Source organism: Streptomyces sp. NPDC001787, from assembly GCF_040297465.1.
Taxonomy (GTDB): Bacteria; Actinomycetota; Actinomycetes; order Streptomycetales; family Streptomycetaceae; genus Streptomyces.
Map to the genome: position 1 here is coordinate 163,672 of NZ_JBEOZE010000020.1, position 11,938 is coordinate 175,609.

13 protein-coding genes are annotated in these 11,938 nt (G+C 73.3%); 5 read left to right on the forward strand and 8 right to left on the reverse strand.

What is annotated here, in order from left to right; genetic code table 11:
• Window positions 1-11: 11 nt before the first annotated feature.
• From ABT170_RS25850 to sigE, 3 genes are all read right to left on the reverse strand, one after another.
• Window positions 12-1,823, reverse strand: coding sequence for a S1C family serine protease (locus ABT170_RS25850; protein ID WP_351871139.1), 1,812 nt, complete (start codon window positions 1,821-1,823; stop codon window positions 12-14).
• Window positions 1,824-1,912: 89 nt separating this feature from the next.
• A complete protein-coding gene (locus tag ABT170_RS25855; protein ID WP_351871142.1) occupies window positions 1,913-2,902 on the reverse strand; it encodes an anti-sigma factor family protein in 990 nt (329 codons plus the stop codon).
• Window positions 2,899-3,660 (reverse strand): RNA polymerase sigma factor SigE, encoded by a 762-nt coding sequence (gene sigE, locus ABT170_RS25860; protein WP_266923502.1) that lies wholly within the window; start codon window positions 3,658-3,660, stop codon window positions 2,899-2,901. Before sigE ends, ABT170_RS25855 begins: the two co-directional genes overlap by 4 nt.
• 179 nt (window positions 3,661-3,839) lie before the next feature.
• On the opposite strand from sigE, the gene ABT170_RS25865 reads away from it, so the two are divergent.
• Window positions 3,840-4,505, forward strand: coding sequence for an O-methyltransferase (locus tag ABT170_RS25865; protein WP_266923500.1), 666 nt, complete (start codon window positions 3,840-3,842; stop codon window positions 4,503-4,505).
• A 94-nt stretch (window positions 4,506-4,599) separates the two neighbouring features.
• On the opposite strand, the gene ABT170_RS25870 is transcribed toward ABT170_RS25865, so the two are convergent.
• Complete coding sequence (locus ABT170_RS25870; RefSeq protein ID WP_003966491.1) at window positions 4,600-4,767, reverse strand: DUF3117 domain-containing protein; 168 nt, start codon at window positions 4,765-4,767, stop codon at window positions 4,600-4,602.
• 315 nt (window positions 4,768-5,082) lie between these two features.
• Between ABT170_RS25870 and chcB the strand changes: the two genes are divergently transcribed.
• Entirely contained in the window at window positions 5,083-5,895 is an 813-nt protein-coding gene (gene chcB / locus ABT170_RS25875; protein ID WP_329946233.1) for a 2-cyclohexenylcarbonyl CoA isomerase, read from the forward strand.
• Window positions 5,896-5,977: 82 nt separating this feature from the next.
• Here chcB and ABT170_RS25880 read toward each other — a convergent pair whose 3' ends face one another.
• Together ABT170_RS25880 and ABT170_RS25885 are read right to left on the reverse strand one after the other, a co-directional pair.
• Window positions 5,978-6,565 carry a DNA-3-methyladenine glycosylase I gene (locus tag ABT170_RS25880; protein WP_351871147.1) on the reverse strand — a complete coding sequence of 196 codons (588 nt, stop codon included), beginning with the start codon at window positions 6,563-6,565 and terminating at the stop codon, window positions 5,978-5,980.
• Window positions 6,562-6,969 (reverse strand): DivIVA domain-containing protein, encoded by a 408-nt coding sequence (locus ABT170_RS25885; RefSeq protein WP_329946559.1) that lies wholly within the window; start codon window positions 6,967-6,969, stop codon window positions 6,562-6,564. Before ABT170_RS25885 ends, ABT170_RS25880 begins: the two co-directional genes overlap by 4 nt.
• 92 nt (window positions 6,970-7,061) lie before the next feature.
• Here ABT170_RS25885 and folP point away from each other — a divergent pair, with 92 nt between their 5' ends.
• Window positions 7,062-7,934: a dihydropteroate synthase gene (gene folP / locus ABT170_RS25890; protein WP_329946235.1), complete on the forward strand. Its 873-nt coding sequence runs from the start codon at window positions 7,062-7,064 to the stop codon at window positions 7,932-7,934.
• Between the two features lie 105 nt (window positions 7,935-8,039).
• Here folP and ABT170_RS25895 read toward each other — a convergent pair whose 3' ends face one another.
• Both ABT170_RS25895 and dapE read right to left on the reverse strand, forming a co-directional pair.
• Complete coding sequence (locus ABT170_RS25895) at window positions 8,040-8,825, reverse strand: LOG family protein (protein WP_329946236.1); 786 nt, start codon at window positions 8,823-8,825, stop codon at window positions 8,040-8,042.
• 84 nt (window positions 8,826-8,909) lie between these two features.
• On the reverse strand, window positions 8,910-9,989 hold the full coding sequence (gene dapE, locus ABT170_RS25900) for a succinyl-diaminopimelate desuccinylase (protein WP_329946237.1): 1,080 nt from the start codon (window positions 9,987-9,989) through the stop codon (window positions 8,910-8,912).
• 166 nt (window positions 9,990-10,155) lie between these two features.
• Between dapE and ABT170_RS25905 the strand changes: the two genes are divergently transcribed.
• The gene (locus ABT170_RS25905; protein WP_351871150.1) at window positions 10,156-11,079 is read left to right on the forward strand and encodes a hypothetical protein; all 924 of its coding nucleotides are present in this window, start codon (window positions 10,156-10,158) and stop codon (window positions 11,077-11,079) included.
• A 300-nt stretch (window positions 11,080-11,379) separates the two neighbouring features.
• Entirely contained in the window at window positions 11,380-11,787 is a 408-nt protein-coding gene (locus ABT170_RS25910; RefSeq protein ID WP_329946239.1) for an ATP-binding protein, read from the forward strand.
• The last annotated feature ends 151 nt before the right edge of the window (window positions 11,788-11,938 follow it).

The window sequence follows — 11,938 nt, forward strand, 5'->3', positions numbered from 1 at the left end:
TCCGGTGACCGTTACGTGCCGCTCGCGGAGCCGAGCGTCAAAGTCATGGACAGGTCTTTACCACCGCGGGTCAGCCGGAGGTTCAGCTTGTCCCCCGGCCGGTGGGCGCGGATCTTCACGATCAGCTCCTCGCCGCTGTGCACCCGCTGGCCCTCCACCTCGTGGATGACGTCGCCGGGCTTGATGCCCGCACGGGCACCGGGGCCGTCGGCGGTGACCGCGGGGCCGCCGTCCGCGCCCTTCGCGCCGACCTTCGCCCCGTCACCGGTGTACTTCATGTCCAGGGTGACGCCGATCACGGGGTGGGTCGCCCTGCCCGTGTTGATCAGCTCCTCGGCGACCCGCTTGCCCTGGTTGATCGGTATGGCGAAGCCGAGGCCGATGGAGCCGGACTGGCCGCCCTCGGGTCCGGCGCCGGTGTCGGCCGCGCGGATGGCGCTGTTGATGCCGATGACATGGGCCTGGGCGTCGACCAGCGGGCCGCCGGAGTTGCCGGGGTTGATCGGGGCGTCCGTCTGGAGCGCGTCGACATAGCTGATGTCGGTGCCGTCGCCCTTCTCGCCGCCCGCGGTGATCGGCCGCTGCTTGGCGCTGATGATGCCGGAGGTGACCGTGTTCGACAGGTCGAAGGGGGCGCCGATGGCCACCACCGGGTCGCCCACCTGCACATTGTCGGAGTTGCCGAGGGGCAGCGGCTTGAGCCCGGAGACTCCGGTGACCTTGACGACGGCCAGGTCGTAGCCGCTGTCCTTGCCGACGATCTCGGCCGCCGCCGTCTCGCCGCCGCTGAACGTCACGGTGATGTCGCCGCTGGAGCCGGCCGGGGAGACGACGTGGTTGTTGGTGAGGATGTGGCCCTCGTTGTCGAGGACGAATCCCGTGCCGGTACCGGACTCGGCGGAACCGCTGACGTGCAGGGTGACCACGCTGGGCAGGGCGCTGGCGGCGATCCCCGCGACGCTGTCGGGGGCCCGGCCACCGTTGTCCCGGCCCGCCTGCGGCAGCTCGACGCTGGTCAGGCCGCCGTTGCGCTCGATGTACGCGCCGATCCCGCCGCCGATCCCGCCCGCGACCACCGCCAGCAGAAGGGCCCCGATCAGGACCGCGCCGCGGCGGCTCCTCCGGCGCCCGACGGGCTCGGTCCCGAGCGGGGGGCCCTGCTGGGTCAGCGGCTGCTGCCGCGCGCCCCAGGGGTCGTACTGGAGCCACTGGGAGGGGGCCTGCTGCCCGGTCTGCTGGTGCGGGACCTGCTGCGGGGCCGGCTGCGTGAGCTGCTGCGGTCCGTGCGGTGCGGAGTGGTGGGGCTGCTGATGGGGCGGGAGGTGCTGCGGCGGGGTCCGGGTCTGCACACCGCCCGGTGCCGGACCGGGCGGCGGACCCGGGTCGACGGTGGGGGGCGCCGCGTGCGCCCCGGCGTACTGCGGGGGTACGGGGGTGCCGTGCGCCGGGGTCGGCACCGGCCGCTGCACCGGCGGCGCGGGAGCCCACGGGCCGGGTCCGCCGTACGGCGGGGTGCTGTACTCGTCGGGTTCGTGCAGGGGCTTCATCGCGGGGGCCGGCCGCGGCGGCTCCTCGGCGGGGCGGTCCGGCGGTCCGGCGGGGGCGGAGCGCTCATCGGCCGTCGCCGGGCGCTCCACCGCCGCGGCGTCCGCCGAATCCGCGGCACCCGTGACGTCCGCGGCACTCGTCACGCCGGTGGCGTTCGCGGCGTCCATGACGTCCTCGACGGGTGATACGCCTTCCGGTTCCGTGCGGTCGTCGCGCCCCGGCGTGGGGCGGCTCCACCACTTCGCCTTCGGCCCGGTGGGCTTCCCGTCGTCCATGCTCTCCCCGCAACTGGCCTCTGTACGCCCCCACAGAGGCGTCCCTCCCGGAATTCAACCAGGTTTGCGAATCCTCGCGCAGGGTCCCGTCAGCGCCGGGAGGAATGCGGCAGTGCGTGATCGTTGGTCGGCGTGCCCGGGGCCGGCGCCGGGGGCAGGCCCGGCTTGGGTGCCGGCGTGCTGCCGAGCGCGGAGGCGAGCAGCGGGGTGGTGCCGGTCGGGCGTATCAGCGGCGACAGGGACACATTCAGGACGGGGAGGGCGAACGAGTGCCCGGTGAGCGGGGCGGCACCGAGCAACGAGGGCACCGCCACGAGGACCGGTGGTGCGGGCGTGGCCGCGGGGGCGACGGGCGGGGCCACCGCGGCGCCGGTGGCCGGGCCGTCCCCGTTCAGGGCGAGCGCGCCACCGCCGCTGCCCCGGCGGCTGGCCGCGGAATTGCTGGCGTCGGCGCGGGCGTCGGCGTCGATCGGGGTCACACTGCTGCCCGCGCCCTCGGCGCGGAGCGCGCTGTCGGGCGCGGAGTCCAGCGGCAGGGTGCCGCCGAGCGCGATGGCGGCCAGCGAGACCGCGCTGGCGGCGGCGAAGGCGAATCTCCGGCCGCGCCAGGGGGACCGGTCGGCGTCACGGGCCACGTCGTGGATGCGGAAGGCGCCGCGGGGGCCGCCGCCCGGCAGGACCGCGGTGGAGCCGTGCGCGGTGGGCAGGAAGCCGAAGGTGTCCAGCGGCGAGGTGCCCCTGGCCGCGTCCGCGCGGCTGCTGCCGGAGGGGCGCATCGGAGGGAAGAACTCCTCGGCGAAGCGTCCGCCGCCGCCGAACGGTCCGCCGTCACCGCCGCTGGGACCCCCGGGAAGGCCCTGGAGGCGGGCCAGGAACCCCTCGGAGGGCGAGGGTGAGGCCGACATGGCGAAGGCGCTCTTCAGCCGCCGCTGGGCGTCGGCCTCGGCCTTGCACTTGGGACACGTGGCCAGATGGGCCAGGACCCGCTCACGGGCGTCATGTTTCAGCTCGCCGTCGACCAGCGCGGCAAGCCGGTCCCCCAGATGCTGCTCCGCGGGTGTCGGGCCTGTGCCACTCACGCCGTTCCGCCCTCCCCTGCCAGGACCGCGCCCGCCAGGGAGCGCTGCTCGGCGCGGGCCTCGGGCGAACGGTGCTTGAGCGCCTTGCGCAGGTGCGAGCGGCCGCGGTGGATACGGCTGCGCACGGTGCCGAGCTTCACGCCGAGGGTCGCGGCGATCTCCTCGTAGCTGAGCCCCTCGATGTCGCAGAGCACCACCGCCGCCCGGAATTCGGGCGCGAGGGTGTCCAGGGCCTGCTGCACGTCGGCGTCGAAATGGGTGTCGTTGAAAACCTGCTGCGGGGACGGCTCACGGCTCGGCAGCCGCTCGGCGGCGTCATCGCCCAGGGAGTCGAAACGGATCCGCTGCTTGCGGCGGACCATGTCCAGGAAGAGATTGGTCGTGATGCGGTGCAGCCAGCCCTCGAACGTGCCGGGGGTGTAGGTCGACAGTGAACGGAACACCCGGACGAAGACTTCCTGGGTGAGGTCCTCGGCGTCGTGCTGGTTGCCCGTCAGCCGGTAGGCAAGGCGGTACACACGTCCGCTGTGCGTGCTGACGATCTCTTCCCATGAGGGCGGGGTCCACGCCTGGGAGTCCGCATCTGAGGCGAAGGTCGCGGTCGTCGCGGAGTCGTTGGAAGAACGGTCAGCAATGTTGGTCACGGATTTCGGCTCACCCGCCGGCCCGAGGAAGCGCCGCAGCACCCCTCTCCGGTCCACAGGCGCAGCCGCACCTCCCCTATCGGCTCTGGTGGTGTCCAGTGGAGCCCCTACCATAGCCACCTCGCCCGTTAGCTCCGGATAAGCCTTTTTCCTGCTGGGGCCGGGCGTCGCCCGGGAACTTCCGGCGCACGGCCGCGGGTCCGATCGGCGGGCCCGTACCTGCGCTTTCCCCTGCCCTTCCCTAACGCCCGGTCCCATCTGCGGGTTCCCGGGTGCAGCGGATACAGTCACCGTTGCGCCAACTACGGGGACAGGAGAGGGTCATTACCGCCAACCGGCAGACGAGCTGGGCGTTCGCCGACGCCTTTGTCGCCGAGGACGAAGCACTGCACTGGGCCCGGGAGCGGGCCCACGAGGCAGGGCTCCGCTCGGTGTCCCCAGGCACCGGTGCCGCGCTGCGCCTGCTGGCTGCCGCCGTGGACGCCAAAGCGGTGGCGGAAATCGGCACCGGAACCGGCGTATCCGGCATCCATCTGCTGCACGGAATGCGCCCGGACGGCGTACTGACCACGGTCGATCCGGAACCGGAGCGCCAGCAGTTCGCCCGCGAGGCGTTCCGCGCCGCGGGCTTCGCCGCCAACCGGGCCCGGTTCATCCCCGGGCGCGCCCTGGACGTCCTGCCCAGACTCGCGGACGGCGGCTACGACCTCGTCTTCTGCGACGGTGACCGGCTGGAGAGCCTCGACTGCCTCGCTGAATCGTTGCGCCTGCTGCGGCCGGGCGGACTGGTCTGTTTCGAGGGTGTCTTCGCGGACGGCCGCACCGTCGATTCGGCGGCCCAGCCCGCCGAGGTGCTGCGTCTGCGTGAGCTGCTCCGGGCCGTGCGGGAGAGCCAGGAGCTGATGTCGACCCTGCTGCCGGTCGGCGACGGACTGCTCTGCGCGGTCCGGCGCGGCTGACGCCGTTGCGGAGGTTCCGGACGCTTCCCGGACGCGCCACTGCCCCGGCACGGACATCCGTGCCGGGGCAGTGGTCAAGAGTGGGCGCTCCGCGTCAGCCGACGACCTTCTTCAGGGCATCGCCGAGGGCATCGGCCTCGTCCGGGGTCAGCTCGACAACAAGCCGACCGCCGCCTTCGAGCGGAACGCGCATGACGATGCCCCGCCCCTCCTTTGTCACCTCGAGCGGGCCGTCGCCCGTCCGCGGCTTCATGGCCGCCATGCTCGTTCCCCTTCCTGAAACCAGCTCATCGCAACCGGCGGCCCCATGACAGGCGCTGCCTCACCGGCATCGAACACATTGCTTCCCCACCATTATCCCGCATCAAAGACCCCGATGACCAACATCGGTCGGCATCGCTTGCGCAACGCACTCCCGCAAAACCACCCAATTCGGCGATCCGGCTGCGATACTTCGCCGCCTTCGCCCCTCAGGTGGGGGCGAATTGTTAGACGCAGGTCACATGTTCCGCCCGCCCGGAGTCGGACATGCTTGCCTCCAGTGGCAACGATGCCCGAGCCGTAAGGGGATACCGGAATGGCCGACGAGATGGCGAACACCGTGCTCCACACCGTGAGCGACGGACTCGCGACGATCACGATCAACCGTCCCGACGCGATGAACGCCATGAACACCGAGGCCAAGGTCGCGCTCCGGGACGCCCTGCGGTCCGCGGCGGACGACCCCGCCGTGCGGGCGGTCCTCCTCACGGCGACCGGTCGGGCCTTCTGCGTGGGCCAGGACCTCAAGGAGCATGTCGCGACGCTCGCGGCCACCCGGGAGGCGGGCGGCGGCAACGCGCTGAGCACCGTGCGGGAGCACTACAACCCCGTCGTACGGGCGATCACGGAGATGGCGAAGCCGGTCGTCGCCGGGGTCAACGGCGTCGCCGCCGGAGCGGGCTTCGGATTCGCGCTGGCGGCCGACTACCGGGTGGTCGCCGACACGGCCTCCTTCAACACGTCCTTCGCGGGCGTCGCGCTGACCGCCGACTCCGGGGTGTCCTGGACTCTGCCCCGGCTGATCGGCCGGAGCCGCGCCACCGACCTGTTGTTCTTCCCGCGTTCGATCTCCGCGCAGGACGCGTACGAGCTGGGCATCGCGAACCGGGTGGTGCCCGCCGCCGAGCTGGCCGCCGAGGCCGCCGCCGTGGCCCGCGCCCTGGCACAGGGGCCGACGGTGGCGTACGCGGCGCTGAAGGAGTCCATGGCGTACGGGGCGGGGCACACCCTCACCGAGACGCTGGAGAAGGAGGACGAACTCCAGACGGCGGCGGGCGCGTCGCAGGACCACACCATCGCGGTGGAGGCCTTCCTGGCCAAGCGGAAGCCGGAGTACCTCGGGAAGTAGGCGGCCGGGCGCCGGTCCGGAGCACCCGCGGCCCCGGGCGCGGCGGCTAAGGGCTGTCCCGCAATTCCTGGCGGGACAGCCCTCAGGGCCGGGGGCCGCGGGCCACGCAGTCGGCGAGGTGGTCATCGACCAGGCCGCAGGCCTGCATCAGGGCGTACGCGGTCGTGGGGCCGACGAAGCGGATGGAGCGCTTCTTCAGCTCCTTGGCGAGCGCGGTGGACTCGGGGGTGATCGCCGGGACGTCCCCCAGCACCTGCGGGGCGGGCCGCCCTGCGGGGTCGGGGGCGTACGACCAGATCAGGGCGTCCAGCTCACCGGGCGCCCAGCCGGCCAGCACCTTCGCGTTGGCGAGGGTGGCCTCGATCTTGGCTCGGTTGCGGATGATGCCGGCGTCGGCCAGCAGCCGGTCCCTGTCGGCGTCGGTGAACTCCGCGACCGCGGCGATGCTGAACCCGGCGAAGGCCGTGCGGAAGCCCTCGCGGCGGCGCAGGATCGTCAGCCACGACAGGCCGGACTGGAAGGCCTCCAGACAGAGCCGTTCGAAGAGCGCGTCGTCGCCGTGGACCGGGCGGCCCCACTCGGTGTCGTGGTAGCTGAGGTAGTCCTCCGTGGACAGCCCCCAAGGACAGCGCAGCCCGCCGTCCGGAGCCGCTTCGGCGCCGCCGCTCATCGCTGCCCGCCCTCCTCGTCCTCCTCGTCCCGGAAGGGGCCCGGGTCCTGCCCCAGCGGATCGCCGGGGCGCTTGAAGAGGTCGGGTCCGCCCGCCGCGGCAGCCTGGGCACCGGCGAGCGCGGACTCCAGCTCGGCGATCCGGGAATCCCGCTCGGCCAGTTCGGCGCCGAGCCGGCCGAGCGCCTCGTCGACGTCCGCCATCCGGTAACCGCGGGGCGCCATCGGCAGACGCAGCGCCTCGACATCCGCCCGGCCGACCGGGCGCGTCGCGGGCAGCGGGTCGGTGAGCCGCTCGGGCCCCACGTCCTGGAGCACGGGGCTCCCGCCACCGCCGACCACCGCGAGGGTGACCGCGGCGACCACCACGACCATCGTCAGCAGCAAGAACCAGAACACGAGCATCTCCCCGGGGGCGGAATCCTGTCCGGGTCCGATCGTGCCATGCGGCACCGACGGTTAGGGTCGCAGGCGACCTACTGAGGAGGATTAACGGGATGCGAAGCGGTGCACTGAGGCTCGGACGGCGGGAATTCGGGCCGCACGAGCCGGTGATCATGGCGATCGTGAACCGGACCCCGGACTCCTTCTACGACCAGGGCGCGACGTTCGGGGACGAGCCGGCGCTCGCCCGGGTCGAGCGGGCGGTCGCCGAGGGCGCCGCGATCATCGACATCGGCGGGGTGAAGGCGGGCCCCGGCGAGGACGTGTCCGCCGAGGAGGAGGCCCGCCGCACGGTCGGGTTCGTGGCCGAGGTCCGCCGCCGGCACCCGGACGTGGTGATCAGCGTGGACACCTGGCGCCACGATGTGGGCGAGGCGGTCTGCGAGGCCGGCGCGGATCTGCTGAACGACGCGTGGGGCGGGGTCGACCCGAAGCTCGCGCAGGTCGCGGCGCGGTACGGGGCGGGCCTGGTGTGCACGCACGCGGGCGGCGCCGAGCCGCGGACCCGGCCGCACCGGATCGCGTACGAGGACGTGATGGCGGACATCCTGCGGGTGACGGTGGGGCTGGCCGAGCGGGCCGTGGAGCTGGGCGTGCGGGCGGACGGGATCATGATCGACCCCGGTCACGACTTCGGGAAGAACACCCGGCACTCCCTGGAGGCGACGCGGCGGCTCGGCGAGATGGCGGAGACGGGATGGCCGGTGCTCGTCTCGCTGTCCAACAAGGACTTCGTCGGGGAGACCCTCGACCGGCCGGTCAAGGAACGCCTGATCGGCACGCTCGCGACGACCGCGGTCTCCGCGTGGCTCGGGGCCCGGGTGTACCGGGTGCACGAGGTGGCCGAGACACGGCAGGTGCTGGACATGGTGGCGTCGATCGCCGGACACCGGGCGCCGGCGGTGGCACGGCGCGGGCTGGCCTGAGGGCCGGCCCGCGGAGGCGTTCCGGGCGGGGCGGGTCCGGGGCGGTGCCCCGGACCCGCCCGCGAGCGCCGGAGCGCCGGACGAGCGGGAGGTGCCGGACAGGCCCTACCGGCCCACCTCCTTGGTCACCAGCATGACCGCCTCCTCCACGTCGTCCGTGACGTGGAAGAGCAGCAGGTCCTTCTCGGACGCCTTGCCCTGGGCGACCACGGTGTCCCGGAGCCAGTCCACGAGGCCGCCCCAGTACGCCGAGCCGAAGAGCACGATCGGGAAGCGGGTCACCTTGCCCGTCTGGACCAGGGTCAGCGCCTCGAAGAGCTCGTCCAGCGTGCCGAGGCCGCCGGGCAGGACGACAAAGCCCTGGGCATACTTCACAAACATCGTCTTCCGGACAAAGAAGTAGCGGAAGTTGACTCCGATGTCGACGTGCGGATTCAGCCCGGACTCGAACGGCAGCTCGATGCCGAGCCCGACCGAGACGCCCTTCGCCTCCCGCGCGCCCTTGTTCGCCGCCTCCATCGCCCCGGGGCCGCCACCGGTGATCACGGCGAAGCCCGCCTCGACGAGTGCCCCGCCGATCCGTACGCCCGCCTCGTACTCCGCCGTACCGGGCGCCGTGCGGGCCGATCCGAAGACGCTGATGGCGCTCGGCAGTTCGGCCAGGGCGCCGAACCCCTCGACGAACTCCGACTGGATGCGCATCACCCGCCAGGGGTCGGTGTGCACCCACTCGGAGTCGCCCTCGGAGTCCAGCAGCCGCTGATCGGTCGTACCGGGCTGCACCTGCTCCCGACGGCGCAGCACCGGGCCCATCCGCTGTTCCTCGGGCCTGACCGCGCCCTCGGGGACCTCCGCGTTCTCGGGGATCCGTGCATCCTCGGGGTTGCCCATGACCTGCTCCCTCCGCCGACCTGCGATGTGCCTGTTCAGGCCAGCGTAGATCCACCGGGGTTACGGGCAGGGGAATGCCATGAGTCAGCTGGTGAGCCAGGAGCGGAGCCGGTCCTCGCAGTGGGTGATGCGGTCGACCGCCACATGCTCGTCGCGCTTGTGGGCGAAGATCGGGTCGCCGGGGCCGTAGTTCACCGCGGGCACACCGAGCGCGCCGAAGCGGGAGACGTCCGTCCAGCCGAACTTGGGCCGCGCCGTGCCGCCGACGGCCGCCATGAACGCCGCCGCCGCCGGGTGCGTCAGTCCGGGCATCGCGGCACCGGAGTGGTCGTCCACGGTGAACTCGGCGACTCCGCAGTCCGCGAAGACCTCATGGACGTGGGCCAGCGCCTCCTCGGCCCCGAGGTCGGGGGCGTAGCGGTAGTTGACCACCACCGTGCAGGCGTCCGGGATGACGTTGTCGGCGACGCCGCCCTCGATCCGTACGGCGTTGAGGCCCTCGTGGTATTCGAGCCCGTCGATGACCGGACGGCGCGGTTCGTACGCGGCGAGCCTGGCCAGGACCGGGGCCGCGGCGTGGACGGCGTTGGAGCCCATCCAGCTGCGCGCGGAGTGGGCCCGCTCCCCCGTCAGGTGCAGATGGACCCGCAGCGTGCCCTGGCAGCCTCCCTCGACCTCACCGTCGGAGGGCTCCAGGAGGACGGCGAAGTCCCCGTCGAGCCAGTCGGGATGGGCCTCGGCGACGTGACCGAGGCCGTTGAGGTGGGCGGCGACCTCTTCGTTGTCGTAGAAGATGAAGGTGAGGTCGCGGTTGGGCTCGGGGACGGTCGCGGCGATGCGCAGCTGGACGGCGACGCCCGACTTCATGTCGGAGGTCCCGCAGCCCCACAGCACGCCGTCGCCGTCGAGCCGGGAGGGGACGTTGTCGGCGATCGGCACGGTGTCGATGTGCCCCGCGAGCACGACGCGCTCCGCGCGCCCCAGACGCGTCCTGGCCACGACGTTGTTGCCGTACCGGTCGACGGTCAGGTGCCCGAGACCGCGCAGCGCGGTCTCGATCGCGTCGGCGAGCGCCTTCTCCTCCCCGCTGACCGAGGGGAAGTCCACGAGCCGGGCGGTCAGCGCCGGTCCGTCCAGGGTGAGGTCAAGTGTGCTGGTGGCCATGGCCACGACCCTAGCGGCCTCTCCCGCGGCCGGGCGCCGGAGGCGCGGGCGCGCGGGGAGCCGGAGACGGCGGCGCGGTACGGGGAGCGGCGGGTGGTGAAGCCCGGGAGCGGGCCGTGGCGGCTTTGGTATCCACCCCGCTCGTACCCTCCAGTACGGTGGGCCCGTGCCCCGGACCGCGACCCCCACCCGCCGCAGCCGCCTCTTCCGCCTCACGGCCGCCTTCGCCGTGCTCGTGGCTCTGGGCGGATATCTGGCGATGCAGTACGTCTCGGGCAACAGGGGGGTGCCCCGGTGCACGGTGCGCGCCGCCGACGGGGCGGGCGGCGAGGGGCGTACGTACGAGATGAGCCCCGAGCAGGCCGACAACGCGGCGACGATCTCGGCGGTCGGCACCACCCGCGGCATGCCGGAGCGCGCGGTGACCATCGCGCTGGCGACGGCCCTTCAGGAGTCCGCGCTGCGCAATATCGACTACGGCGACCGGGACTCGCTGGGGCTCTTCCAGCAGCGCCCCTCACAGGGCTGGGGAACCGCGGGGCAGATCATGGATCCGGTCTACTCCGCCGGGATCTTCTACGACCGGCTCGCCGAGGTGCCCGGCTACTCCAGGCTTCCGCTGACGGTCGCCGCGCAGCGGGTGCAGCTCAGCGGTTTCCCCCAGGCCTACGCGAAGCACGAGCCGGACGCCGCCCTGCTGGCCGCCGCCCTGACCGGGCGGGCGCCCGCCGCGCTGAACTGCTCCCCGTCCACGGCGACCGCGTCCGGTCCGGGCGATGCGGCGAAGGTCCGTTCCGAGCTGGTGCGCGCGTTCGGCCGGGGCGTCCTGCCGTCGGCCAGGGCGGCCGGGGCATCCGCCGCGGCCACGGTCTCGGTGCCCGTACCGGCGCTCGCGAAGACCGACGACGACGCGGCGTCGGAGCGCGGCTGGGAGCTGGCGCACTGGGCCGTCGCCCGCGCCGAGGCGCTGCGGATCGACGAGGTCGGCTTCGCGGACCGGGTGTGGTCGGCCGGTGAGGGCTGGCGGACGGAACGCGCGGAGCAGCAGGAATCGGGCGCCTCCGAGGTCAGAATCCGGCTCGCGCAGTAGTACGGCGGATCACCCGCACGGGGCATCCGGCCGCTCCCCGGCAGCCGCTTCCACCGCTTGCCCCGCGACCCCGCCCCCGAGCGCCGATTCCCTTGCCCCTACAGGGAAGTGACGGACCGCCCCCCTGACACCCGGGGCGTCGTTTGCCCGGGTTCCTCCGCCGCGGACCATCGGACGCGTTGCTGACTCTTTACCTTCCCGCACCGCAACCTTCCCCGCCCCCGGACCGGTTGTCAGTGCGTCCGATCAACGGACAGACAGACTCCGAAATCTGTTCCGCATTCCTGTCGAAGGAGCATCATGTCCCTCCCCCTGACCCGTCGGATCGCCCGAGCCGCGCTGCTGATCGCCGCGGGCGCGGCACCCGTGGTCGGTGCGGCCGGTGCCGCGGGTGCCGCGGAGCTCCCGCCGGCCCCGGACCTGGGCGGCCTGACCGCGCTCGACGGCGCCGGTCTCGGCAACACCCTGGACAGCGCCTCGCAGCAGGGCACCAAGGCCGCGGGCGAGACCGGCGGCCGGCTCGTCGGCACCACCCTCCCGGCCGCCGGCGAGACCGTCGGCAAGGCGGGCGCCGTCGCCGCTCCCGCCGCCCAGGAGACCGCCGGCCGGACCGCGGGCACCGCCGGTGAGCTCCTCGGGAACACCGCCGGCGCCCTGCCCACCGACGCTCTCGGCGGCGGCCTCCCCACCAAGCTGCCGATCGGCTGACCGGTCCGGCGATCGGCCGACCGGCACACCGGCGGCCGGATACGCGCGAGGGCCTCGGGAGTGCGCACTCACCCGCGCCCCGCCGCGGGGCCGCGGCCCCCCCCCCCCCCGGGGGGGGGCCCGCGCCGGGGGCCCGCCCGCGGGCGCGGGC

What these genes read in the sequence shown, in the direction of transcription:
- chcB (WP_329946233.1), top strand. Translation starts at nt 5,083, where the DNA reads ATGGCCGACGAGATGGCGAACACCGTGCTCCACACCGTGAGCGACGGA.
- ABT170_RS25895 (WP_329946236.1), bottom strand. Translation starts at nt 8,825, where the DNA reads ATGGGCAACCCCGAGGATGCACGGATCCCCGAGAACGCGGAGGTCCCC.
- ABT170_RS25910 (WP_329946239.1), top strand. Translation starts at nt 11,380, where the DNA reads ATGTCCCTCCCCCTGACCCGTCGGATCGCCCGAGCCGCGCTGCTGATC.
- sigE (WP_266923502.1), bottom strand. Translation starts at nt 3,660, where the DNA reads ATGGTAGGGGCTCCACTGGACACCACCAGAGCCGATAGGGGAGGTGCG.
- ABT170_RS25850 (WP_351871139.1), bottom strand. Translation starts at nt 1,823, where the DNA reads ATGGACGACGGGAAGCCCACCGGGCCGAAGGCGAAGTGGTGGAGCCGC.
- folP (WP_329946235.1), top strand. Translation starts at nt 7,062, where the DNA reads ATGCGAAGCGGTGCACTGAGGCTCGGACGGCGGGAATTCGGGCCGCAC.
- ABT170_RS25870 (WP_003966491.1), bottom strand. Translation starts at nt 4,767, where the DNA reads ATGGCGGCCATGAAGCCGCGGACGGGCGACGGCCCGCTCGAGGTGACA.
- dapE (WP_329946237.1), bottom strand. Translation starts at nt 9,989, where the DNA reads ATGGCCACCAGCACACTTGACCTCACCCTGGACGGACCGGCGCTGACC.
- ABT170_RS25880 (WP_351871147.1), bottom strand. Translation starts at nt 6,565, where the DNA reads ATGAGCGGCGGCGCCGAAGCGGCTCCGGACGGCGGGCTGCGCTGTCCT.
- ABT170_RS25885 (WP_329946559.1), bottom strand. Translation starts at nt 6,969, where the DNA reads ATGCTCGTGTTCTGGTTCTTGCTGCTGACGATGGTCGTGGTGGTCGCC.